The following is a 21,972-nucleotide window of genomic DNA, read 5'->3' as shown; positions in this document are numbered from 1 at the left end:
CTCCATAATAGGTCTAAAGACGAATGCCTACTAACAAACCTATACTACTACATATAGTGTACTACTCTTATTTAACCACAAAATGATGTATTAATTTTATGTTGAAATTGTAAATTTCTATTGTAATCACTAGAAAATCCACACATTTTTTTATATAATAAAATTATCAGAATAATTATTCTGACTAAATTAGTAGAAAAGGGGATGTCTCAGGCAGCAACTTAATCGCCTTAGTGCACTCCGCACATAATGTCGTCCGCTAGTCTTTGCCAAGAGAATTAAGATGAAGGAGTGGTTCATTTTATGAAGCCAACTACTGATCGAATGCTTAATCGTATTAAAGATGTGTACATGTTTATTTTAGACAAAGGAACTGTGTCTACACAAGATTTAGTCGAAGAGTTTAGTATCACTCCTCGCACCGTTCAAAGAGATTTGAATGTGTTAGCCTTTAACGATTTGGTGACAAGTCCAAGTCGAGGCAGATGGACAACGACGAGTAAAAAAGTAAAATTGACATCTTAGTTTTACGTTTGCCGTAAAGCATTTTGCATGAGAAAAAGAATGACCTTTCGTCGGGGTCATTCTTTTTTGTGCTATTTTCTATTTACAGCGCTGATACAATCCGTTACACTCGAAACATTCTACATATCGAGAGGAGGTTTTCATATGGCTGTATTTAAGTTTTTCCATCCACTAGTATGGATTATTTTAGGTGGAACAATTTTCACCCGCATTGCCAGTTTTATGGCCATGCCCTTTTTAGCTATTTATTTACATAATGAAATTGGCGCTTCTCCCTTAGAAATAGGGATAACGATTGGGATTGCGCCATTGCTCTCTACGGTGAGTGGCTTTTTCGGTGGTTATTTTACAGATCGCTTTGGGCGTAAAATTGTTATTTTATCAACAATTCTTGTTTGGAGTATTGTATTTTTTGGCTTCGCTACAGCACAATCCATATGGCTGTTTGTCCTTTTTAATGCATTGAATGGCTTATGCCGCTCTTTCTTTGAGCCTTCGACACAAGCCTTAATGATTGACTTTACACCAGCTGACAAACGAAAAAGATTATTTTCACTACGTTACACAGCCATTAATATTGCCGCAGTAATCGGTCCTATTATCGGTGTTTATATTGCTAAATTAGCCAATCCGAGTATGCCATTTATCCTAACAGGCATTATGTATATTATTTATACCATCTTTTTATTTTTCGTGTTAAATCATTACACAGCACAGGCATCTCAGCCTTCAACAAAAACAAGTATTCGTCAAACCTTTACTATTTTATTGACAAACCGTGTACTACTCAGCTTTATATTAGGCGCTATTTTAATCAATATTGGCTATTCACAATTTGACTCAACACTGCCACAATTCATTGAATTAAAAATAGAAGATGGTGTAGCGCTCTATTCACTCTTAATTTCGCTCAATGCAGGTGTTGTGCTGTTATTACAGCTACCTATTAGCATTGTGACAGAACGATTTTCAACAACCACGACTTTGCTAGTAGGTGTTCTGTTTTTCGCATTGGGGCTCTTATTATTCGGTTTCTCTACAAATTATCCACTCTATATTACAGCTATGGTTATCTTTACCATTGGCGAAATTTTTGCCTTTCCTACGATGAATGTCATGATTGATGAAATTGCACCTGATACACAAAAAGGCACTTATTTAGGTGCAGCACAATTCAGGAATCTAGGCGGGTTCATTGGACCTATTATAGGTGGCTGGTTGTTAACGCATTATCTAGATGGTATGTTCATTATCATCGCCATCCTTGTTCTATGTAGCGCTTTATTTTACCGTATGAAACCTCAGCAAAGCTAAAGAAAAACGCATGAAATCATGACATTTGATTTCATGCGCCTATTTTTTTGTTAAATAATAGCTTTGGTCTGCTGCTACTTCTTCATACTTAGCATATTGGTCCTTCCCTGCGCTTTTTGCCACATACAATGCTTTATCTGCTCGTTCAAATAAACTTCTTTCTGTGTCACTTGCTGGATGAAGCGTCGCGCCACCCATACTAATAGATAAAAGAGACCATTGTTCATGTTTAAGTTGTGGCTGATATTTGAGCAATCTAAACTTCTCCAAAATAGCATCAGCAACTTGTTGAATCACTTTTTCATCTGCTTTGTATAACACAACAGCAAATTCATCTCCACCAAACCGAACAACAAACCCTTTTTTGCCTACGACTTGTTGCAGCAGCTTTGCCGTTGTAATAAGCACTTTGTCGCCTTCCATATGACCAAATTGATCGTTGATTTTCTTGAAGTTGTCTAAATCCACAAGTAATAAGCCAAGATGTGTCGTGTTCTTTTTTTTCAATAACTCATTCATTTTCATAATATAAGTAGCACGATTATACACATTTGTTAGCGGATCAAATGTCGCTAAACGTATTGTGTTTGACATCAATTTATTAATGATTGCTAACATAATGAAAGATGTTGTTAAGGCAACACCCAATACAAACCAAAATTGTTTTGTATTTTTAGCAAGTGCCTGTGTTTCCGCAATGTTACCGTATTTTACATAGATGACTCTTTCAGAAGCCTCTCCACGCACATTGTCGGACCGATATGGTAAAAATCGATATGTTTCAACATAGCCATTGTTGAATTTTTTTTGATATTCAGCTGGATACATCGTTGTTTTTGCTAACTGATACTGTTTTTGAAATTCTGCCGATTGGTCTTGAACCGTAATAGCAACTGCATTGGAATCATTAAAGAAAACGCCACCTGCATTAATGGTTTGAATTTCTAACAAGTCAATATATTTACCAACTAAATAATGTGCCGTTTTTTCAAAATTAAAGGTTTGAAATAATTTGTCCTCTCGTAGATAGACACCTAGCTCAAAAATGTATTTTTTATCAGGTGTCGCTAAATAGCCGTATTTTCGATAATCGCCTGTTGCTGTAGCAATATCAATACCATCTGTATAAAATTTTCCACTTGCTCGCCGATCATCCAATGTCTTGCTGAATCTTTGGCAACACTCCGCAAAATTTAAGCCTTTATCCTGCTCGAATGTTGTATAAATAACAGTATTTTTTTGGTCAATTATGTATACTTCCATGCCATGAGCAGCTTTCATTTTTTTTAAATTCCATGTTGAGACATCTGGATTTTTTTGGTATTCAACTATCATCTTTTGTAATTCTTCTTTTAATTGATCTGATATATTGTTGTCAAAATAATAATGTGCATTATCAACTGTTTGCATATCTGTTAAAATATGATTTTCAATTAACGTTCTATTCATCTCAGCTTGCTTTTGAATATCCGTCAGTAATATTTGTCGGTTCACATAAAAAATTACCGCAACCAGTATTAAAGCAAATGCAATTAAAGATATGAACAATTTCATCCTCAAATTTTTCATATATCTATCCTCTACTATTCTGATTGTTATCAATTACGCCTCAGCTAATTCGAAAAAACTGTGACATCTGCTGTTATTTTGGTTCAGCGTAGTAAATATTTGCTGTGTTACCAATATAAAAATATAGTACCATAATTTATTAACCTTTATCCAAAAGTTTTATCATATTATACAACTATTAGTATATATATGTATATACTAAATTTCCCCATTCTTTAATATTATATAACTAAAAATTCCCCGATACTATTATTATAATACCGAGGAATTTTTTATCTTGTATTAATAGGCTGTAAACTTCTTCTAATTGAATGTTCATTTTATGATTTATTTTGTAGACTAGCTAATTCTGCGGCTGTTAGCTCTCGATATTCGCCTAGTGCTAAATTTTCATCAAGCTGCAAATTGCCCATCGACAGACGCTTTAAATAAACGACACGTTTACCAACAGCCTCAAACATGCGCTTCACTTGATGAAATTTTCCTTCTTGAATGGTCAGCTCAATTTCAGATTGCTCCGCAGATGCTAAAATAACGAGCTGTCCAGGTTTTGTTACATAGCCATCATCCAACTCTACACCTTGTGCAAATTTTTCACCATCTTCTGCTGTCACAATGCCTTCAATTTTGGCATAGTAGACTTTCGGTACATGCTTCTTAGGTGATAATAAATTATGTGCCAATATACCATCATTTGTTAACAGTAGAAGCCCTTCTGTATCCTTATCTAAACGCCCAACAGGAAATGGTTGAAAATGCTGATGTAGTGGCTCTAGTAAATCAATCACGGTTTCATCTCGTAAATCCTCTGTAGCTGATATGACACCTGATGGCTTATTCATCATATAGTAGACAAATTCAGTATACACGACACGCTCACCAAAAACAGAGACATCTTGTTTGTCAGGATCCACGTGTGCTGCTGCATCTTTCACATAAACGCCATCTACTGTCACGGCTTTTTGCTTTAATAGCTGTTTGACCTCTTTACGAGAACCATAGCCCATATTTGCTAATAATTTATCTAAACGCATAGCTCCCCCTAGTTAAAATCCAAATTTATTCGTTATTTTCGTTAGTCGTTCACCAAGTAATTTTTGTGCTAAACCTAATTTTAACGATAAATAGCCATACACACCTACACCTACACCTGCACAAATAACCGAATACAGGAGTGCAGTAAACTTGCCATCAGCAGGTCCGATAAAGACAACTAACAGCTTATGCACAACTACTACATTCAGTGCCATAACAGCCGTTAAACCCGTAATAAGTAAAATACGACGCACGACAATTTGCGATGTATAGTTTAATGTGCGTTTTAATACCCAGAAGTTAATAACAATCGATACACTATAGCCGATAGCCGTTGCTAAAATAGCGCCATCTGTCTCTAACCATCGAATCAATGGAATATTCAGTGCTAATTTGACTAAAATACCTGATAATAAGCTCAGCACAATCCATTTTTGAAAATCAATACCTTGCAACAATGCAGCCGTCACTTGGAATAAGGCAAATAAAATAGCGACAGGTGCATAATGTGCTAAAACAGATGCCCCCATTGTACTATTTGAGTACAGTACAAAATAAATTTCATGTGACAGTAAAGAAATGCCTACAACGGCTGGCAATGTAATAAAAATTAATATTTGATAGGTTTTATCCATTGCGTGCTTTAAGGAAACATACTCACCCTGTGTAAAATATTTAGTAATCGTTGGCACTAAAGCCATTGAAAAACCTGTTGCAAGCATAACAGGAATAATCACTACCTTATGTGTTGTAAAGTTAATCATCGACAAATACTTATCTGTGACCTCTGCTAAACCTATCGATGCCATCGCTCCATTAAATGTCAGCATATCAACTAACTGAAATAATGGATTGGCAACTCCTACAAATACCATTGGAATAGAATAGGTAATGACTTCTTTGTAGATATTAGACATCGGAAGCTGTGTGGATGTTATACTTTTACTGCGCAATAAATCAAATTCTGGCTTATATTTTTTCCAATAATAATAAAGAACAGCTAAGCCACCAATTGCGCCGATAAAAGCAGCAAATACAGCAAAGGATACTGCTGTCGTTTGTTTACCGTTAAACACAACAACAACTAAAAAGGAACCACCTAATAACACAACAATACGCACAATTTGCTCCACTAATTGAGAGATAGCAGTTGGCTCCATCTTGTCATAACCTTGGAAAAAACCTCGCCATAAGCTCATAAATGGCACAACAATTAACGCAAAGCTAACCCAACGAATAACTGATGCAATCTGTTCTACACTAAATACTTGTTCTTCGCTTTTAATGACCAAACCTGCAATTGGATGAGCGAGTAAAAAAAGGGCAAGAAACGAAGCAAAGCCTGTTATTAGCATAATGATAATGCCCGATTTCATCAATTTGCGACCAGATTGATAATCACCTAAGGCATTATACTTGGATACAAATTTCGATACAGCAATCGGTGCACCTGAAATCGCAATAGCTAGCATAATCGAATACGGAATATAGGCATATTGATACAATGCTACATTTTCTTCCCCTACAATGGCGTAAAAGGGAAAAATATAAATTAAACCAAGTACTTTCGATAAAAACATGCCAATTGTTAATATCGCAGTACCTTTCATTAAATTGGACATCCTATCCATCCATTCATCATAAAATCAATCATCGTTATCTTAACATATTTTAGTTATATAGACGCAGCATTCCTCAAAAAAGTTCGAGTGCAAAATAATCGGTGGGGATTAAGTCTTTCTCCCCACCGAATTCATTTTATTGCATATCCACAAAGAATTGCTTATACCAAACTAAAAATACATAGGCTGTCCAAATGTAACGTGCACGATTTGCTTGACCTTCGTAATGCTCATCTAAATAGCCCATTAATTGCTTTGTATCAAAGAATTCATGGGCAAAATCAGCCGTAAATAATTCTTTGACCATATTGTAATATTTTTCTTCACGTAGCCAATGACGAATTGGCACTGGGAATCCTAGCTTTGGACGTTTTGCCCATTCCTCTGGTAATTCCTGATGTGCTGCTTGACGTAACACATATTTCGTATCAATATCGTTGACACGATAACGAGATGGAATATTTTTCGCTAACTCCATCACTTCTTTATCTAAAAATGGTACACGTAATTCAATCGAGTGTGCCATACTCATTTTGTCAGCCTTCAATAAAATATCGCCTGGCATCCATAAATTCAAATCAAGGTATTGCATCTTTGTCACATCATCTGAATGTGGTACTTCATCATAAATACGTTTTGTAATCGAATATACGGATGGGCCTTTTTGATAATCAGGCTTTAAGACGTTTAATGCGTCTTCTTCATCCCAAACAACGGCTTCCCCAATAAAGCGCTCCTCTACCGTTTGACCACCTTTAATTAAAAAGCTAGAATACGCATTTTTCGGTAACTTTTCTGCAAAGCCTCGAATTTTTTGACGCAGACCAAATGGTAGCTTCTCGTATTTCTCCATTTTGCCTGAATTTTGATACCACGAATAACCGCCAAAAATTTCATCTGCGCCCTCACCAGATAACACGACTGTCACATCTTTTGCCGCTAGTTCTGATAAGAAATATAACGGTACTGATGATGGGTTCGATTGTGGTTCATCCATATGCCATTGAATTTTTGGTAGCGCAGCAAAACATTCATCCGCTGAAATATATTTACGTTCATTTTGAATACCTAGCTCATCTGATAATGCTTTCGCATGATGGGTTTCATTGAACATATCCTCATAATCTGAGAAACCAACAGAGAAAGATTTATCTGGACGTAGCAATGCTGTAATATAGCTAGAATCAATACCACCTGATAAGAATGAGCCTACTTTTACATCACTAATTTGATGTGCTTCTACAGATTCTTTGACTGTCGTACGAATATCTTCCACATACTTCTCCATTGGTGCCTCAATTGCATGGAATTTTTTATCCCAATATTGGACGATTTTTTTCTCCCCATTTTGAATCAGCATATAATGCGCAGGTGGTAATTTATAAACACCTTTAAAGAAGGTTTCATCCATTGAAGAATATTGGAATGTTAAATACGGACGTAACGCATTTTTATTTAATTCTTTTATAAAGGATGGATGTGGTAAAAAGGATTTAATTTCTGAGCCGAAAATAAACGTACCATCTGTTGTATTTTCACTGTAGTAAAGTGGCTTAATCCCAAAGCCATCACGTGCAATTAGTTGTAAATCATTCTTTTTATCCCAAATACAGAAAGCAAACATACCACGTAGCATTTTAACAAATTCTACACCGTACTCCACATAGCCATAAATAATCACTTCACTATCAGATTGTGTTTTAAATGTATAGCCCTTGTCGGTTAAGCCTGCTCTTAAGTCCTGAAAATTAAAAATTTCACCATTAAAAACAAGCACAATGTTACCATCTGCACTGTACAATGGTTGGTTTGCCACGTCCGATAAGTCAATAATACTTAAACGACGAAAGCCTAATGTTACTTTGTCATCACTATGAACGCCACCGCTATCAGGTCCACGGTGAATAATTGTATTCATCATATTTTCAATTGTTTGATGGTGGTCGATGACATTTGTTCCGTTAATATAGCCAATAAATCCGCACATGCTAAATTTCACCTCATATATTTAAATGCTTACTAATTTCATACTGTTATACAATTAGAAAATTATAAAACACTTTGCGTCAATTTTCAATGTAAGTATATAGACTTCATGTATAATAAAAAGGATTCCTATATTTAATAAGAAAGCGAGTTAAAATATATGTATGATGTAATTGTTATTGGTGGTGGTCCATCTGGCTTAATGGCAGCGATTGCGGCTGGTGAACACAAGAAAAAAGTACTGTTGCTCGAAAAAGGAGCGAAATTAGGTAAAAAATTAGCTATTTCAGGTGGTGGACGCTGTAATGTCACGAATCGTTTGCCCGTTGAAGAAATTGTGAAGCATATCCCTGGCAATGGACGTTTTTTATATAGCCCCTTTACTGTTTACAATAATGAGGATATTATTGCGTTTTTTGAGGGGCTTGGTGTCGCTTTAAAAGAGGAAGACCATGGACGAATGTTTCCTGTGTCAGACCGTGCACAGGATGTCGTAGATGCTTTAATTCGTCAGCTAGAAAAGTTACATGTAGAGGTACGGCTACATACAGCGGTGAGTAAGCTGCTGATGGATGACGAACAAATTTTAGGGGTGCGACTGGTGGATGGCACAGAGCTTCGTAGTAAGGCTGTTGTTGTAGCTGTTGGGGGTAAAGCAGTGCCACAGACAGGCTCTACAGGGGATGGCTACCCATGGGCAGAGCGTGCAGGTCATACTATTACACCCCTTTTCCCAACAGAAGTACCTATTCTTTCAAAGGAGGACTTTATTCAAAATCGTGAATTGCAAGGGCTAGCATTGCGAGATGTGGCGGTTTCTGTAGTCAATCAAAAGGGCAAAGTACTCGTCACCCATCAAATGGATATGCTCTTTACTCATTTTGGCTTAAGTGGCCCTGCGATTTTGCGCTGTAGTCAATTTGTTGTCAAAGAGCTGATGAAAACAGGCTACACACCTGTCACGATGCGCATTCATACACTTGTTCAATATAATGAAGAAACCTGTCTACAGTATTTGAACAAATTAGTAAAGGATGAGCCTAAAAAAGCAGTGAAAAATGTGTGGAAAGGTATTGCTCCTGAACGTTGGCTACTGTTTCTATGTGAACGTGCAGACATTGATGTACAAGCAATGGGTACAGAAATTTCACAAGATAAAATGCGTCAGTTAGCACGACTGCTCGTCAATTTCACGATGACAGTGAGTGGTACACAATCGCTCGATAAAGCCTTTGTGACAGGTGGAGGCGTCTCAGTTAAAGAAATTGAGCCGAAAACAATGGCCTCTAAGAAAAAAGCTGGGCTCTATTTCTGTGGTGAAATTCTCGATATTCATGGCTATACTGGAGGCTACAACATCACCTCTGCGCTTGTTACTGGGCGAATTGCGGGGATGAATGCGGCACAATGAGCAAATTCTTGTTATAACACCCAACGAAGGTCACATTTCGCCCGTAAAATGACAGGAGCCAAGCATATTTTCTTATGCTTGGCTTTTATTCAACCACCACTACTAGTCGTCATATACACTTCTTCAAACGGCTGGATAATAACAAAGCCCTCACCTGAAAAAGCCATTTGGATGGATTCGCCACTTCCTCGTCCAATCAATGTCCGGAATGAAATATCGGTTTTAAACTCTGGCTGTAAATTGCCTGACCATGCCACTGTTGCATGTGGGTCTGTATAGACGGTTTCCCCAGGCTTTACAAGTAACGTTAATGGCTCAAAATGCGTTGTAATCGCTACCTTACCAGTTCCTTGTAATGTCACATTAAATAAGCCGCCCGACATAATGCCTGCCATTTTCCGCATTAATTGAATATCCCATTTCACAGTTGGCTCAAAAGCGAGTAAATCATTGCCATTCACACAAATGCTATCGCCCTGCAAATCGAAAATCGTTACTTTTTTGCCTTGGTCAGCTAAATAGAGACGACCTTTACCAGTCGCTTTCATCAACTGTGTACCTTCACCCGTCAATGCCTTTTTAAACATTTTTCCTAATCCATGCTCCAGTACACGCTCGCGCTCAAATTTAATATCGCCTACATAGGAAATCATCGCACCCATTTTTGACCATACTTCACCATTCAAGTTAATTTCCAATACACGCTCTGTTTCCAGCTCAAAATAATCGTTTTCATTATCATCCTGCTGTGTTTTTTGAATAAATTCATCTAACGAAAATTTGCCCATATTCGATTCCTCCCTTTCCTTCTTATACGTTCCTATAATGGAAAAGATTCGTCAATATGTTATTTAGCTATTTGAATATTTCGAATCATGGTAAAGTTAGCCGAATCTAACCAAAAAGCCTGCACCATATTATGATAAGCAGCTAAATGTTCATCATTTCGCAGTGGGACATAGACTGCATCATCTAATTCTTTTTGCATCACTTCTTTATAAATACTGTTACGTGTTACTTGATAAGATATTGCACGACCTTTCTCAATTAAAGCATCTACCTCAGGATTACTATAATTAAAATGATTACCTGCCACTCCTATCGCACTCGAATGAAATAAATTGTATTGGTTATAGTCTGCATCTCCTGTTGCATTTCCCCATGCTCGAATAAATAATTGATGTTGCCCTTTTAATACTTCGGAAACAAAGTCACCCGAATCAATAATTTGAATATCCATTTCTAATCCAATTTCCTTGAGCTGAGCTTGAATGGCCTTTGCTATTTGAATACGTTCTGTACGATCATTCACTAGAAACTTAATGTGTGTTCCTTCTTTAATACCAGCTGCTCGTAATAATGTCTTCGCCTCCTCAACATCATAATCATATGCTTTTGTTTCCGTCGAATAGCCAATGACTTTCGGACTGATAGAGGAGTTCGCCAATGTGCCTGTATCATGATACACCTCATGAATGATGGCCTCACGATTAATGGCATGGCTAATAGCTCGTCGTACTTGCACATCCTTTAATAGTGCATCTTCCACATTAAAGCCGATAAATTCTACCGCTAAACTTTCTGCACGAAATAGATTCAATGTAGGGGAATTATTGATGTAGTCTATATTCGCTACAGCTACTTGTTCTGCAATATGTGCTTCACCTTTCTCTACCATCTTTAAACGTGTCATATCGTCTGGTACAATTTTAAAGGTTACGCCACCATACTTCGGCAAATTACCCCAATAGGCTGCATTGGTCTTTAATTTGATTTCTTTACCCTTCTCCCATGAGTCAAAAATAAATGGACCTGTTCCTACTGGATGTGTTGCTAGCTGATCTGATCCTTTTGTCACTGCCTTCGCACTTATCATACTACCTTCATGACTCGCTAAAATAGCTAGTAAAGGCGCATACGGTTCTTTGAGCTTTATCACAACTGTGTAGTCATCCTCAGCAAGAACTTCCTTAATCATAGACACCTTCTCCCACTGTGGCGAACCAAGTGCAGGGTCTAATAGACGATCAAGTGTCGTTTTCACCGCTTTTGCATTAAAGTCTGTCCCATCATGGAAATGAATTCCTTCATTTAATATAAATGTCCACGTTAATTCATCTGTTTGCTCCCATGATTTAGCAAGTAATGGTACAATTTTACGGTCTTTATCGAAAGCGACAAGTGTTTCATATACTTTGCCATGAACAACATTTGTAGATGGCATGTCTGTTACAAAATGAGGGTCAAGATTAGTTGCATCAGATGCTTTTAAAATAATAAGCTCACTATCTGCATTTTCAATTTCTTTTTCAACATGTTCATTTTGTATATTTTTAGTAGAACATGCTTGAAGTACTAGCATAGCAATCAATATGAAAAATAATAACATTTTCTTCATAGGCACTTCCTCCTTATCGTTTAGGTCGTTCTACAAAATGTACTTACTTTTTTCTTTGATTCCTGTTCCTTTCTCTTTCGTGCGATAAAGTATATTAGTATGATTATAGTACGAAAGCAGTAAAAAGGCGATATTTCATTAAGCAAATTTCATATTCAATAAAAAAAGATGCCCTATTACTCAGAGCATCTTAGCATTTTCAATACTTTTTATTCACTTTTTGTTGATAAATACAAAGGACGATGCCCAGCAAGATCAAAATAGAGCCACCTATTTGAATCATTGTTGGATAGTTTCTTAAAATAAGTGCACTTAGCGCCATAGCAATAGCTGGCTCTATATTTAACAACAATGAGGCGTTTGTCGAGCCAATGACCTTCATATTTTTATTCCATAGTAAATTACTTATACCATGAATAAAAATTGCTGAGCTAATTAACAGTAGCCAGTAAGACATAGCTGTAGCTTGTAATGACCAATGATTGATACTGAATGGCAATAAGACGATTAAACCAATACCATTTGTATAAAATGTAATAACTGCCGCTGATAAGTGTACACTTAAATGATTAACCATAATTAGAAACAACGCAAAGCTTACCATCGTTATCAAGCTCAGTATTTCACCTTTACCAATAGTAAGAATCATCCATGCTCCTTTTGTAATAATAAGTGCCACACCAATAAATGACGTTACAGCTCCTAGCCAAAAGAGCCAATTGCGCTTTTCCTTATAGATTACTTTGTTTAATAATGACGTTACAATCGGTGCACAAGCTAAAATAAGTGCAGCTGTAATAGGAGAAGTGTGTTGAAGACTAGCATAAAAGCTGTAATGATTAATAGCCACACCTAATATACCAGCAATGGTAAGTAGCAATACATCTCGCTTTGTCAATCGCACTTTCACAATAGCCCGCCAACTAATACAGCCTAAAAAAAGCACAATGACTATTAACCTTAAAATAGCAACCATTACTGGTGACCAATGCTCAACTAAAATCGCACCAATAATAAAATTACTAGCCCAAAAAAATACACATGCTACTAAAATTAAATATGTCGTTACTTGTTTCATAAGCAAATCTTTACTCACTTTCATTGATTGAAAACATAAATAAGCATAGTAATCATCTTTACTATGCTTATCTTCATATTTTAAATAAACTGCCCTTTTGACATCATGATGCGCTCTGAAGGCTTACGTGCGATAACCTCTGCACTTGATATAGCATCGAAAAATACAAAACTTGCTTCATCCTGTACATTTGGCCACACCTTTTGACCGTTTGCATCCAATGGCATCACACCATTTGTAATGTATTTTAATGTTTGACGAATAGAACGTTCATCTAATTTACGGGAAATTTCCGCAAATGTCGTCGCCTTTTCTAAAATATCACCAGAGCCATATGGACTCCATGAATCATAGAAGCCATCACAACCAAAATGAACATCCACACCATGTTCGGTTAATAAATCAATTGGTGGTATTGCACGATTTAAATTAAATGGCACGGTTGACATAATTTTCACACGTTGCTCTGCTAAACGTGTTGCAATCGCATGTTGTTCCCCAACTGAAACATCTCCAAGCGCAAAGGCATGACTTATAGCTGTACGCCCCTGATAGCTAGCTTCCTCAACCATATCAAGCCATTTATCAATTGTATAATAGCCAACATGACCACCATCATGTAAATGAATATCAACATCCACATTAAATTCATGGGCAATATCCATCGTCTCATATAATGAACGTTCAATCGTGTTATCAATGCCTGCTGGATCAAGTCCACCGAGCATTGTTGCACCATTACGTAATGCTTCACGTAATAAGCTTGGCACATTATCTCTCAATAAACCATGCTGTGGAAAAGCAATCACCTCAGCCGTCACAATACCTTTATATTCGTCCAATGCCGCCAAAACACCCTCTAAATTTTTCAAACCAATATATGGGTCAATATTAACATGTGTACGAATATGGTTTGCACCGTTCGCAACAATTTTTTCAATCATCGCCAGTGCACGCTGCTTAGCTGTTGGCGCTAAAATCGTTAACTCCTTCGCTTCTTTATCTAAGCGATCTTTTAAATTTTTTGCTGGCACAACAGCCTTCCATGGTAATGATAAATATGTTTTATCCAAATGGTTATGCATTTCTTTAAACGCTGGTAATAACAACTTGCCCTTCATATCTGTAACATTTCTTGAAGCATCAATCGTTTCAGATGCTGATACAATTTGAGAAATAACACCATCTGTAATCTCTAAATGAAATTGTTCAACCTTTGTACCTACTGTGTCATTGTCTTTTATATACTCCCCTGTTTCAAGTAGAACATTCGTCAGCCATTGCTTCATCGTAATTCTCCTTTCAACTCTCCTACATCCTGTTGATGAATAATTGTGCCTTGCGAAATCACTGTAGAAATTGGACATCTCCGTGCCACAACATGTGCTGAGCTGACACCATCTACTAGTAACATATTCGCCGCATCACCAACTTTAGGCCATATACGTTCACCAGCATCATTTAACGGTATAATGCCACCAGAAGCATATTTCCATGAACGACTTAATGAATATTCATCCATAAAGCGGAATCGTTCTGCCATCACATTGAGCTTCATAATCGTGTTACCTGTACCATATGGTGACCAATGATCTGTTAAACTGTCATGTCCTAATGAAACCTTAACACCATTGTCATATAAATATGGAATTGGAATCGTTGAGCGGTTTATCGCTACTGGCACTGTTGACGTCACATCCATTTGTACAGCTGCCATTGCTTGTACAAGCTCCCCTAATTGAGGCTGCGTTAAATCAGCTAATGCCATTGCATGACTAATGGTTACTTGTCCTTCTTTTTTCGCTTGTTTCGTTAAATCAATCAACTTATAAAACTCAAACTCACCTAATGTATTGGGTGTATGGATATGAATATCGATACCAGCATTATAATCCTTGGCAATACCCATCGTTGTTTCAAGTGATTTTTCAATATGACGGTCCACAATCGATGGGTCAACACCGCCTACCAATGTTGCGCCCATTGTCATTGCTTCACGAATCAATCCTTCTACATTTGAACGTAATAAGCCATGCTGTGGGAAAGCCACAATATCATATGTGATTTGATCTTTATATTTTTCTAGTACTTGCTTTGTAATTTCAATATGCTTTGTGCCAATTTGTGGATCAACATTACAATGGGAACGAATGTGGGTATGCCCTTGTGCAATTAGCCACTTCACCATTTCCTCTGCTCTATATGCTGCTGTTGGTAATTGCTTTGGTAACAATAATTGTTCTTCCTCAATACGTGTTAAAATCCCCTTTGTAATGGGCCTCGGTGCTTGCCATTCACCACCAAAGTATGTTTTGTCGATATGAATATGCATTTCACGGAAGGAAGGGAGCAATAGCTGCTTCTGTGCATCAATTACCTCCATACCATCCTCTGCTACAATGTTCGTCTCTAATTGTTTCACATAGCCATCTTCAATAAGAACATCATAAATAGCTGTTTGTGTCGCAATAATATGCTCACCCTCACGCTCAAAAGCTTCTTCCAATCTAACATTTTTCAGTAGTAGCTTACCCATAATTCACTCTCCCGATGGTATTAATAGATGAAATTAGCCGTTGCTTTCAATTACAGGCAACGGCTAATTTTGCAGAAATCAATCGACCTGAATGATTGATTATTCTACGATTTCAACGCCACTAATCATAGCATAGTTAGAAGCATCTAACCAAAAACCTTTTACATTATTGCTATAAACAGCTAAATGCTCATAGTTACGAACTGGAATATATACTGCATCATCCAACTCTTTTTGCATTGCTTGCTTGTAAATATCATTACGTGCTGTTTGGTCAGATGTGGAGCGCCCTTTTTCAATTAAGGCATCTACCTCTGGATTACTGTAGTAGAAATGGTTACCTGGTGCGCCCATAGATGCCGTATGGAATAAATTATATTGGTTATAATCAGCATCCCCTGTTGCATTACCCCAACCACTAATGAATAATTGATGCTGCTCCTTCGTAATTTCTGAAATAAATGCACCATATTCCATTACTTGAATGTCAACATCTAAGCCAATACCTTTTAACTGTGACTGAATAACCTCAGCCATGTTAATACGTTCTTTACGATCACTTGTTAATAACTTCACCTTTGTACCTTCTTTAATACCAGCTTCTTTTAATAGCTCTTTTGCTTTCACAACATCATAATCATATGCTTTTGTTTCACTTGAATAGCCAATTACCTTTGGACTCATTGCTGAATTAGCAAGTGTACCAACATTATTATAAATACCGCTAATAATTGCCTCACGGTCAACCGCATAGCTAATAGCTTGACGAACTTTCACATCTGATAATAATGAATCTTGCACATTAAAGCCGATAAATTCAACAGCAAGCCCCTCTGTACGGAATAGATTCATAGTAGAAGAATTTTCAATACGTTCAATATCTGTAACAGGGACTTGATCAGCAATATGTGCCTCTCCACTTTCAATCATTGCTAAACGAGTCGAATCCTCTGGAACAATTTTAAATGTAACCTTATCAATTTTTGGTACGTTACCCCAGTAATCTTTATTTGTATTTAATTTAATTTCCTGACCTGACTTCCATGAGTCAAAAACAAATGGGCCTGTCCCTACTGGATGTGTCGCTAACTGATCTGCTGATTCTGCAATAACTTTCGGACTCATAATACTACCTTCATTACTCGCTAAAATAGACAACAATGGAGCATATGGCTCTTTTAATTTCAATGTGACTGTGTAATCGTCACCTACAATCACTTCACTAATCATAGATAATTTATCACGCTGTGGTGAGCCAGTCGCTGGATCTAAAATACGATTGAATGTTGCCTTTACTGCTTCAGCATTAAAATCTGTACCATCATGGAATTTGATACCTTCATTTAATGTAAATGTCCATGTTAGCTCATCTGTTTGCTCCCATGATTTTGCAAGTAACGGGACTATTTTGCGATCTCTATCGAATGCAACCAATGTTTCATATACTTTTCCATGAATAATATTAGCTGATGGAATATCTGTTATAAAATGCGGGTCAAGACTCGTTGCATCTGAAGCTCTTAAAATAACAAGCTCGCCTCCTACGCTTTTCGTACCTTCCTTTGCTCCCTCTTCACTTTTGTTATTTGCTGTTGAACATGCTTGTAATACTAGCACTGCTACTAATGCAAAAAATAATAACATTTTCTTCATAAGTGATAGCCTCCCTCATTGTTTGTTTTTGCTTACAAATCGAATTATAAAGAAATAAAATTTACTTGTTTTTTAAAATCTTTACGTGTTTTTTAAATTTTCTGACTAATAATGGTGAGAATATTTACTTTCTTTGCATTTTTCAATAAATTGATATCACATCAACTAGTAAAGGAGTATTCAGCATGGAGAAAATAACATTAACAGTCGATCATTCTATTTTAACAAATGCACGAAAAGCAGCTCGTAAAAAAAATAGGGCTCGTTTTATGAACAAAATGAAGAAAAATAAAGCGGCTGTCGCAGGAGGTATCATTATTGCTCTTTATCTTCTTATTTTTTTAATAGGGCCTTTATTAGCACCCTATGATCCTTACGATGTTCAGCTTGAGCAAAAGCTACAAGCACCTAGCCTTGAACATTTGATGGGAACAGATGATAAAGGCCGTGATATTTTTAGTCGTATTTTATATGGTTCACGCTTATCTATTGGTGTCGGTTTTTCAGCTGTTTTATTTGGTGGCACAATTGGTACAATTTTAGGATTAATCGCTGGCTATTATGGAAAATGGATTGATTCTATTATTAGTCGAATTTTAGATATAATGCTTGCTTTCCCAGGGATTTTACTAGCTTTAGCTATTGTCAGTGCATTAGGACCAAGCCTTATTAATGTAACAATTGCTGTTGGATTTTTCTCGATTCCTATGTTCGCCCGTATTGTTCGTGGCTCTACGATGGAAGTAAAAAAACTAGAATATATTGATGCAGTGAAAACACTTGGTGCAAATGATTTTACTATTTTAGCAAAACATGTTTTTCCCAATATTTTATCGCCTATTATTGTGCAAGCTTCTATGCGTTTAGCAACTGCTATTTTATCAGCAGCAGGCCTGTCATTTTTAGGTTTAGGTGCACAGCCTCCATCACCTGAATGGGGAGCCATGCTATCCAGTGGACGTGATTTTATTTTCACAGCACCTTATATGGCAATGTTCCCAGGTATTATGATTTCAATTCTTGTACTAGGCTTCAATTTATTTGGTGACGGTTTACGCGATGCCTTAGATCCAAGAATGAAAAATTAAAGGAGTGACAATACATGACATTATTCATATTAAAGCGTCTCGCTCAAATTATTCCTGTAACACTTGGGGTAACGCTTGTCGTATTTTTAATTATGCAAATGATTCCTGGTGATCCTGCCATTATTTTAGCTGGGGAGGGCGCATCAACAGAAACCGTTGAAGAGCTACGTGAAAACTTAGGATTAAACAAACCTTTATATGTACAGTATGGGGAATACGTGAACGACTTATTGCACGGTGATATGGGACATTCTTTGAAAAATAAACAACCTGTTTTAGAAGAAATTGCAACACGTTTACCGATTACAATCGAACTAGCATTTTACAGTATTTTAATTACGATTGTTTTAGGTTTGATTGCAGGAATTATTTCTGCTATTCGCCCCTATTCCATCATTGATGCTAGCTTTATGGTCGTCGCATTACTCGGTATTTCGCTACCAAGTTTTTGGCTTGGCATTTTATTAATGTATGTTTTCTCTGTGCAATTACAGTGGCTACCAGTAGCAGGCTGGGACAGTGCTAAGCATATTATTTTACCAGCCATTACGTTAGGTGCTGGTGGTGCAGCAATCGTTGCTCGTATGACACGTTCTAGTATGCTTGATGTTGTCAATCAAGATTATATCCGTACAGCAAAAGCAAAAGGTTTAAAGGGCTATGTAATCATCGCAAAGCATGCCTTACGAAATGCGTTAATTCCTGTTATTACAGTAGTAGGCTTACAGTTTGGTAGTTTACTTGGCGGTACAGTATTAGTAGAATCTGTTTTCGCCGTCAATGGTTTAGGGCGCATGATTGTTGATGCCATTCGCACACGGGATATCCCAGTTGTACAAGGTGGGGTACTTGTTGCTTCCTTGATATTTGTTGTCATTAATCTTGCTGTAGATATTATGTATCGTCTATTTAATAAGCGAATTGATTTGAACTAGGGGGGATTTTTGATGAAAGATGAAAAAGTGCTAGAAGTAAAAAATTTACAAACATATTTTTATTCAAGTGAAGGTATTGCCAAAGCAGTGGATGGTGTATCTTTTACACTGCATAAAGGAGAAACATTAGGAATTGTTGGAGAATCAGGTTGTGGAAAATCGATGACATCCTTGTCTCTATTACGCTTAGTGCCCTCCCCTCCTGGTAAAATCATCAACGGAGAAATATTGCTAAACAATACAGATTTACTCAAGCTATCTGATGAGGAGTTACGTAAAATACGTGGCAATAAAATTTCAATGATTTTCCAAGAGCCGATGACTAGTTTAAATCCTGTATTAACGGTGGGTGAGCAAATTGCTGAAACAATTCGTCTCCACCAAGGCTTATCTCGTAAAGAGGCTTGGCAAAAAGCAGTGGAGATGATTCGCCTTGTTGGTATACCTGCACCTGAAAAAAGAGCTAAACAGGAGCCATATCAATTAAGTGGTGGCATGCGCCAACGCATTATGATTGCAATGGCTTTAGCTTGTACACCAGATGTTTTAATAGCAGATGAACCAACAACTGCGCTCGATGTAACAATTCAAGCACAAATTATCGATATTATTCGCAACCTTCAGCAGCAATTAGGGATGAGTATTATTTTCATTACGCATGATCTTGGTGTTGTAGCTGAAATTTGCGATAAAATTGCTGTTATGTATGCAGGTCAAGTGGTGGAAGAAGGAGCGACGGATAGTATTTTTGCTAAACCGTTACACCCTTATACAAATGGTTTAATACAATCGCTGCCAAAGCTTTATGAGGATCAGGAAGAGCTTTCAACAATTCATGGCACTGTACCAAGTACCTATGATTATCCAATAGGCTGTCGTTATGCAGAACGTTGCCCATTCGCTACTGATTTATGTCATGACCAGCAGCCTGATTTAATGACTGTAGTGGATGATAAAAAAGTAAGATGTTGGATGTATAGTGAAGAATGGCAAGGGAAACATTTACGAGGGGCGGTTTGACGAGATGACAACAAAAAATATGCACAAACCATTGTTGCAAGTAAAAGATTTAAAACAGCATTTCGCTTTAAAAAAAGAAAAACTTTTTGGGGAAAAACAAGTCGTTAAAGCTGTTGATGGTGTATCGTTCGATATTATGCCAGGAGAAACACTAAGTATCGTTGGCGAGTCAGGCTGTGGAAAATCCACAACAGGTCGCTCTATTTTACGGTTGGATGAGCCAACAGCTGGAGAAGTTTTATTATTTGGCAAAAACCTAGTGGAGATGACAAAAAAAGAGCTACGTCTAGCAAGAAAAGATATTCAAATTATTTTCCAAGATCCATATGCTTCCCTGAATCCACGTAGAACAATTCGTCAAATGCTGACGGAGGCTATGTCCATTCAAAAGGTTGTCCCACCAGCACAACAAGAGGCAAGAATGCTGGAATTGATGTCATTTGTTGGTTTGCGCCCAGAATATTTAGAGCGTTATCCACATGAATTTTCAGGTGGACAACGTCAACGTATTGGTATTGCGAGGGCTCTTGCGGTCAATCCTAAACTCATTATTTGTGATGAATCTGTTTCAGCCTTGGACGTTTCTATCCAAGCGCAAATTTTAAACTTATTGAAAAAGCTACAGCGTGAATTAGATTTAACGTTTTTATTTATTTCACATGATTTAAGTGTAGTGCGTCATATATCTGATCGGGTAATGGTCATGTATCTTGGAAAGGTTGTCGAAATTGCAGATAAGCATTCTTTGTTTTCACAGCCACATCATCCATATACAAAAGCTTTGTTCTCTTCCATTCCGATTATTGATAAAGAGCATCGTAAGGAGCGCATTCTATTAAAAGGCGATATCCCATCTCCTCTTAATCCACCTTCTGGCTGTAGCTTCCATACACGTTGCCCATTTGCAACCGATAAGTGTAAAGCAGAAATTCCAAATTTACGAGACATTACGCCTACACATAAAGTCGCTTGTCATTTTGCAGAAAATTTAGTTTAATGAGTTATGCAGCTATTCTATAACAGGGGAGATTACTATGTTACAGCTCGAAACATTCAACATTTATATTCTCCTATGCGTCATTGCTCCAATTATTGGAGCTTTTCTGCTTATGTCTGTTTTTATTTTTGAAAAACAAATTGACAGTTTAGAAGAAGAAAAACGGCATTTAGAGCTGAAGCAAGACTTGCAGCGAGCAAATATTTTGCAGCTCAACCAGCAAATACAGCCTCATTTCTTTTTTAATGCGCTAAACTCTTTACTAAGTCTTGCACGTATTAATCGTAAAGAAGATTTAGTAATGGGCATTGAAGCTTTAGCGATGTTTTTTAAATTTAAGTACAACAACCATGAAGTACTTATTGCGCTAAAAAATGAAGTACAGTTTGTCGAAAGCTATTTACGCATTCAGTCTTTGCGTTTTGGGCATCGTCTAACGATTCATAATCATGTGGACAACGCAGCGCTCACCGTGCCAATTCCACCGTTTCTTTTGCAAACAATTATTGAAAATGCCTTTAAACACAGCTTTGAAAAACATATAGAACCAGCCGAATTATTTATCAATATCCATAAATCGGATGAGTTACTGATAATCGAAATTAAAAATACACATTTTTCTCCTGCTCTTGAAAGTACAAATAATGAACATCAAGGATATGGCTTAGAAAATATAAAAAAACGTCTTGAACTCATTTATGGTCTTGAAAATATGACATTTTCAACACAACAACATGAACAATTTTATGTTGTAACCATTCATATTCCAGCAGAAGCAAGTTCCAATAAGAAAGGGTGACATGGT

At 37.0% G+C, this 21,972-nt stretch carries 18 protein-coding genes; 8 read left to right on the top strand and 10 right to left on the bottom strand.

From position 1 onward, the window contains the following. Window positions 1–303 precede the first annotated feature (303 nt). Window positions 304–525, top strand: a complete 222-nt coding sequence (locus OPF91_RS06650; RefSeq protein WP_264987949.1) for a DeoR family transcriptional regulator — start codon at window positions 304–306, stop codon at window positions 523–525. 144 nt (window positions 526–669) lie between these two features. Continuing rightward, complete coding sequence (locus OPF91_RS06645) at window positions 670–1,839, top strand: MDR family MFS transporter (RefSeq protein ID WP_264987948.1); 1,170 nt, start codon at window positions 670–672, stop codon at window positions 1,837–1,839. A gap of 39 nt (window positions 1,840–1,878) precedes the next feature. Here the strand turns inward: OPF91_RS06645 and OPF91_RS06640 are convergent, their stop codons facing one another. From OPF91_RS06640 to asnB, 4 genes are all read right to left on the bottom strand, one after another. Next, window positions 1,879–3,408 carry a GGDEF domain-containing protein gene (locus tag OPF91_RS06640; RefSeq protein WP_264987947.1) on the bottom strand — a complete coding sequence of 510 codons (1,530 nt, stop codon included), beginning with the start codon at window positions 3,406–3,408 and terminating at the stop codon, window positions 1,879–1,881. Between the two features lie 320 nt (window positions 3,409–3,728). Further along, entirely contained in the window at window positions 3,729–4,442 is a 714-nt protein-coding gene (locus OPF91_RS06635; protein WP_264987946.1) for a pseudouridine synthase, read from the bottom strand. A gap of 12 nt (window positions 4,443–4,454) precedes the next feature. After that, window positions 4,455–6,065 (bottom strand): putative polysaccharide biosynthesis protein, encoded by a 1,611-nt coding sequence (locus OPF91_RS06630; RefSeq protein ID WP_264987945.1) that lies wholly within the window; start codon window positions 6,063–6,065, stop codon window positions 4,455–4,457. 136 nt (window positions 6,066–6,201) lie between these two features. Then, window positions 6,202–8,052, bottom strand: coding sequence for an asparagine synthase (glutamine-hydrolyzing) (gene asnB / locus OPF91_RS06625; RefSeq protein ID WP_264987944.1), 1,851 nt, complete (start codon window positions 8,050–8,052; stop codon window positions 6,202–6,204). 159 nt (window positions 8,053–8,211) lie between these two features. Here asnB and OPF91_RS06620 point away from each other — a divergent pair, with 159 nt between their 5' ends. Beyond that, the gene (locus OPF91_RS06620; RefSeq protein WP_264987943.1) at window positions 8,212–9,462 is read left to right on the top strand and encodes a BaiN/RdsA family NAD(P)/FAD-dependent oxidoreductase; all 1,251 of its coding nucleotides are present in this window, start codon (window positions 8,212–8,214) and stop codon (window positions 9,460–9,462) included. Between the two features lie 89 nt (window positions 9,463–9,551). Here the strand turns inward: OPF91_RS06620 and OPF91_RS06615 are convergent, their stop codons facing one another. The 6 genes from OPF91_RS06615 to OPF91_RS06590 all read right to left on the bottom strand — a co-directional run bounded on the left by OPF91_RS06615 (window position 9,552) and on the right by OPF91_RS06590 (window position 17,127). Continuing rightward, window positions 9,552–10,250 (bottom strand): AIM24 family protein, encoded by a 699-nt coding sequence (locus tag OPF91_RS06615; RefSeq protein WP_264987942.1) that lies wholly within the window; start codon window positions 10,248–10,250, stop codon window positions 9,552–9,554. A 59-nt stretch (window positions 10,251–10,309) separates the two neighbouring features. Continuing rightward, on the bottom strand, window positions 10,310–11,860 hold the full coding sequence (locus tag OPF91_RS06610) for a glutathione ABC transporter substrate-binding protein (protein WP_264987941.1): 1,551 nt from the start codon (window positions 11,858–11,860) through the stop codon (window positions 10,310–10,312). A 199-nt stretch (window positions 11,861–12,059) separates the two neighbouring features. Then, window positions 12,060–12,938, bottom strand: a complete 879-nt coding sequence (locus OPF91_RS06605; protein ID WP_264987940.1) for a DMT family transporter — start codon at window positions 12,936–12,938, stop codon at window positions 12,060–12,062. A gap of 80 nt (window positions 12,939–13,018) precedes the next feature. Then, on the bottom strand, window positions 13,019–14,227 hold the full coding sequence (locus tag OPF91_RS06600) for an amidohydrolase (RefSeq protein ID WP_264987939.1): 1,209 nt from the start codon (window positions 14,225–14,227) through the stop codon (window positions 13,019–13,021). Then, the gene (locus tag OPF91_RS06595) at window positions 14,224–15,474 is read right to left on the bottom strand and encodes an amidohydrolase family protein (protein ID WP_264987938.1); all 1,251 of its coding nucleotides are present in this window, start codon (window positions 15,472–15,474) and stop codon (window positions 14,224–14,226) included. The genes OPF91_RS06600 and OPF91_RS06595 overlap by 4 nt, the downstream gene beginning before the upstream one ends. A 99-nt stretch (window positions 15,475–15,573) precedes the next feature. Next, a complete protein-coding gene (locus OPF91_RS06590; protein ID WP_264987937.1) occupies window positions 15,574–17,127 on the bottom strand; it encodes a glutathione ABC transporter substrate-binding protein in 1,554 nt (517 codons plus the stop codon). Between the two features lie 185 nt (window positions 17,128–17,312). Here OPF91_RS06590 and nikC point away from each other — a divergent pair, with 185 nt between their 5' ends. The 5 genes from nikC to OPF91_RS06565 all read left to right on the top strand — a co-directional run bounded on the left by nikC (window position 17,313) and on the right by OPF91_RS06565 (window position 21,966). Beyond that, window positions 17,313–18,215 (top strand): nickel transporter permease, encoded by a 903-nt coding sequence (gene nikC, locus OPF91_RS06585; protein ID WP_264987936.1) that lies wholly within the window; start codon window positions 17,313–17,315, stop codon window positions 18,213–18,215. Between the two features lie 14 nt (window positions 18,216–18,229). Beyond that, window positions 18,230–19,150 (top strand): nickel ABC transporter permease, encoded by a 921-nt coding sequence (gene nikB / locus OPF91_RS06580; RefSeq protein ID WP_264987935.1) that lies wholly within the window; start codon window positions 18,230–18,232, stop codon window positions 19,148–19,150. Between the two features lie 12 nt (window positions 19,151–19,162). Further along, window positions 19,163–20,170 (top strand): ABC transporter ATP-binding protein, encoded by a 1,008-nt coding sequence (locus OPF91_RS06575; protein WP_264987934.1) that lies wholly within the window; start codon window positions 19,163–19,165, stop codon window positions 20,168–20,170. 4 nt (window positions 20,171–20,174) lie between these two features. After that, the gene (locus tag OPF91_RS06570) at window positions 20,175–21,167 is read left to right on the top strand and encodes an ABC transporter ATP-binding protein (RefSeq protein WP_264987933.1); all 993 of its coding nucleotides are present in this window, start codon (window positions 20,175–20,177) and stop codon (window positions 21,165–21,167) included. A 112-nt stretch (window positions 21,168–21,279) separates the two neighbouring features. Next, window positions 21,280–21,966, top strand: a complete 687-nt coding sequence (locus OPF91_RS06565; RefSeq protein ID WP_264987931.1) for a sensor histidine kinase — start codon at window positions 21,280–21,282, stop codon at window positions 21,964–21,966. Window positions 21,967–21,972: the final 6 nt, after the last annotated feature.

It is taken from the genome of Lysinibacillus piscis (genome assembly GCF_026012395.1).
GTDB classification, from domain to species: Bacteria; Bacillota; Bacilli; order Bacillales_A; family Planococcaceae; genus Lysinibacillus; species Lysinibacillus piscis.
The sequence above is the reverse complement of the archived record's forward strand: the minus strand, read 5'-3'. Positions and strand labels throughout refer to the sequence as shown.

Bases quoted from the DNA above. Each gene is read 5' to 3' on its own strand.
- OPF91_RS06630 (WP_264987945.1), bottom strand. From the start codon at position 6,065: ATGTCCAATTTAATGAAAGGTACTGCGATATTAACAATTGGCATGTTT.
- OPF91_RS06620 (WP_264987943.1), top strand. From the start codon at position 8,212: ATGTATGATGTAATTGTTATTGGTGGTGGTCCATCTGGCTTAATGGCA.
- OPF91_RS06650 (WP_264987949.1), top strand. From the start codon at position 304: ATGAAGCCAACTACTGATCGAATGCTTAATCGTATTAAAGATGTGTAC.
- OPF91_RS06610 (WP_264987941.1), bottom strand. From the start codon at position 11,860: ATGAAGAAAATGTTATTATTTTTCATATTGATTGCTATGCTAGTACTT.
- OPF91_RS06575 (WP_264987934.1), top strand. From the start codon at position 19,163: ATGAAAGATGAAAAAGTGCTAGAAGTAAAAAATTTACAAACATATTTT.
- nikB (WP_264987935.1), top strand. From the start codon at position 18,230: ATGACATTATTCATATTAAAGCGTCTCGCTCAAATTATTCCTGTAACA.
- OPF91_RS06605 (WP_264987940.1), bottom strand. From the start codon at position 12,938: ATGAAACAAGTAACGACATATTTAATTTTAGTAGCATGTGTATTTTTT.
- OPF91_RS06570 (WP_264987933.1), top strand. From the start codon at position 20,175: ATGACAACAAAAAATATGCACAAACCATTGTTGCAAGTAAAAGATTTA.
- OPF91_RS06635 (WP_264987946.1), bottom strand. From the start codon at position 4,442: ATGCGTTTAGATAAATTATTAGCAAATATGGGCTATGGTTCTCGTAAA.
- OPF91_RS06645 (WP_264987948.1), top strand. From the start codon at position 670: ATGGCTGTATTTAAGTTTTTCCATCCACTAGTATGGATTATTTTAGGT.
- OPF91_RS06600 (WP_264987939.1), bottom strand. From the start codon at position 14,227: ATGAAGCAATGGCTGACGAATGTTCTACTTGAAACAGGGGAGTATATA.
- OPF91_RS06640 (WP_264987947.1), bottom strand. From the start codon at position 3,408: ATGAAAAATTTGAGGATGAAATTGTTCATATCTTTAATTGCATTTGCT.
- OPF91_RS06590 (WP_264987937.1), bottom strand. From the start codon at position 17,127: ATGAAGAAAATGTTATTATTTTTTGCATTAGTAGCAGTGCTAGTATTA.
- OPF91_RS06595 (WP_264987938.1), bottom strand. From the start codon at position 15,474: ATGGGTAAGCTACTACTGAAAAATGTTAGATTGGAAGAAGCTTTTGAG.
- OPF91_RS06615 (WP_264987942.1), bottom strand. From the start codon at position 10,250: ATGGGCAAATTTTCGTTAGATGAATTTATTCAAAAAACACAGCAGGAT.
- asnB (WP_264987944.1), bottom strand. From the start codon at position 8,052: ATGTGCGGATTTATTGGCTATATTAACGGAACAAATGTCATCGACCAC.
- OPF91_RS06565 (WP_264987931.1), top strand. From the start codon at position 21,280: ATGTCTGTTTTTATTTTTGAAAAACAAATTGACAGTTTAGAAGAAGAA.
- nikC (WP_264987936.1), top strand. From the start codon at position 17,313: ATGGAGAAAATAACATTAACAGTCGATCATTCTATTTTAACAAATGCA.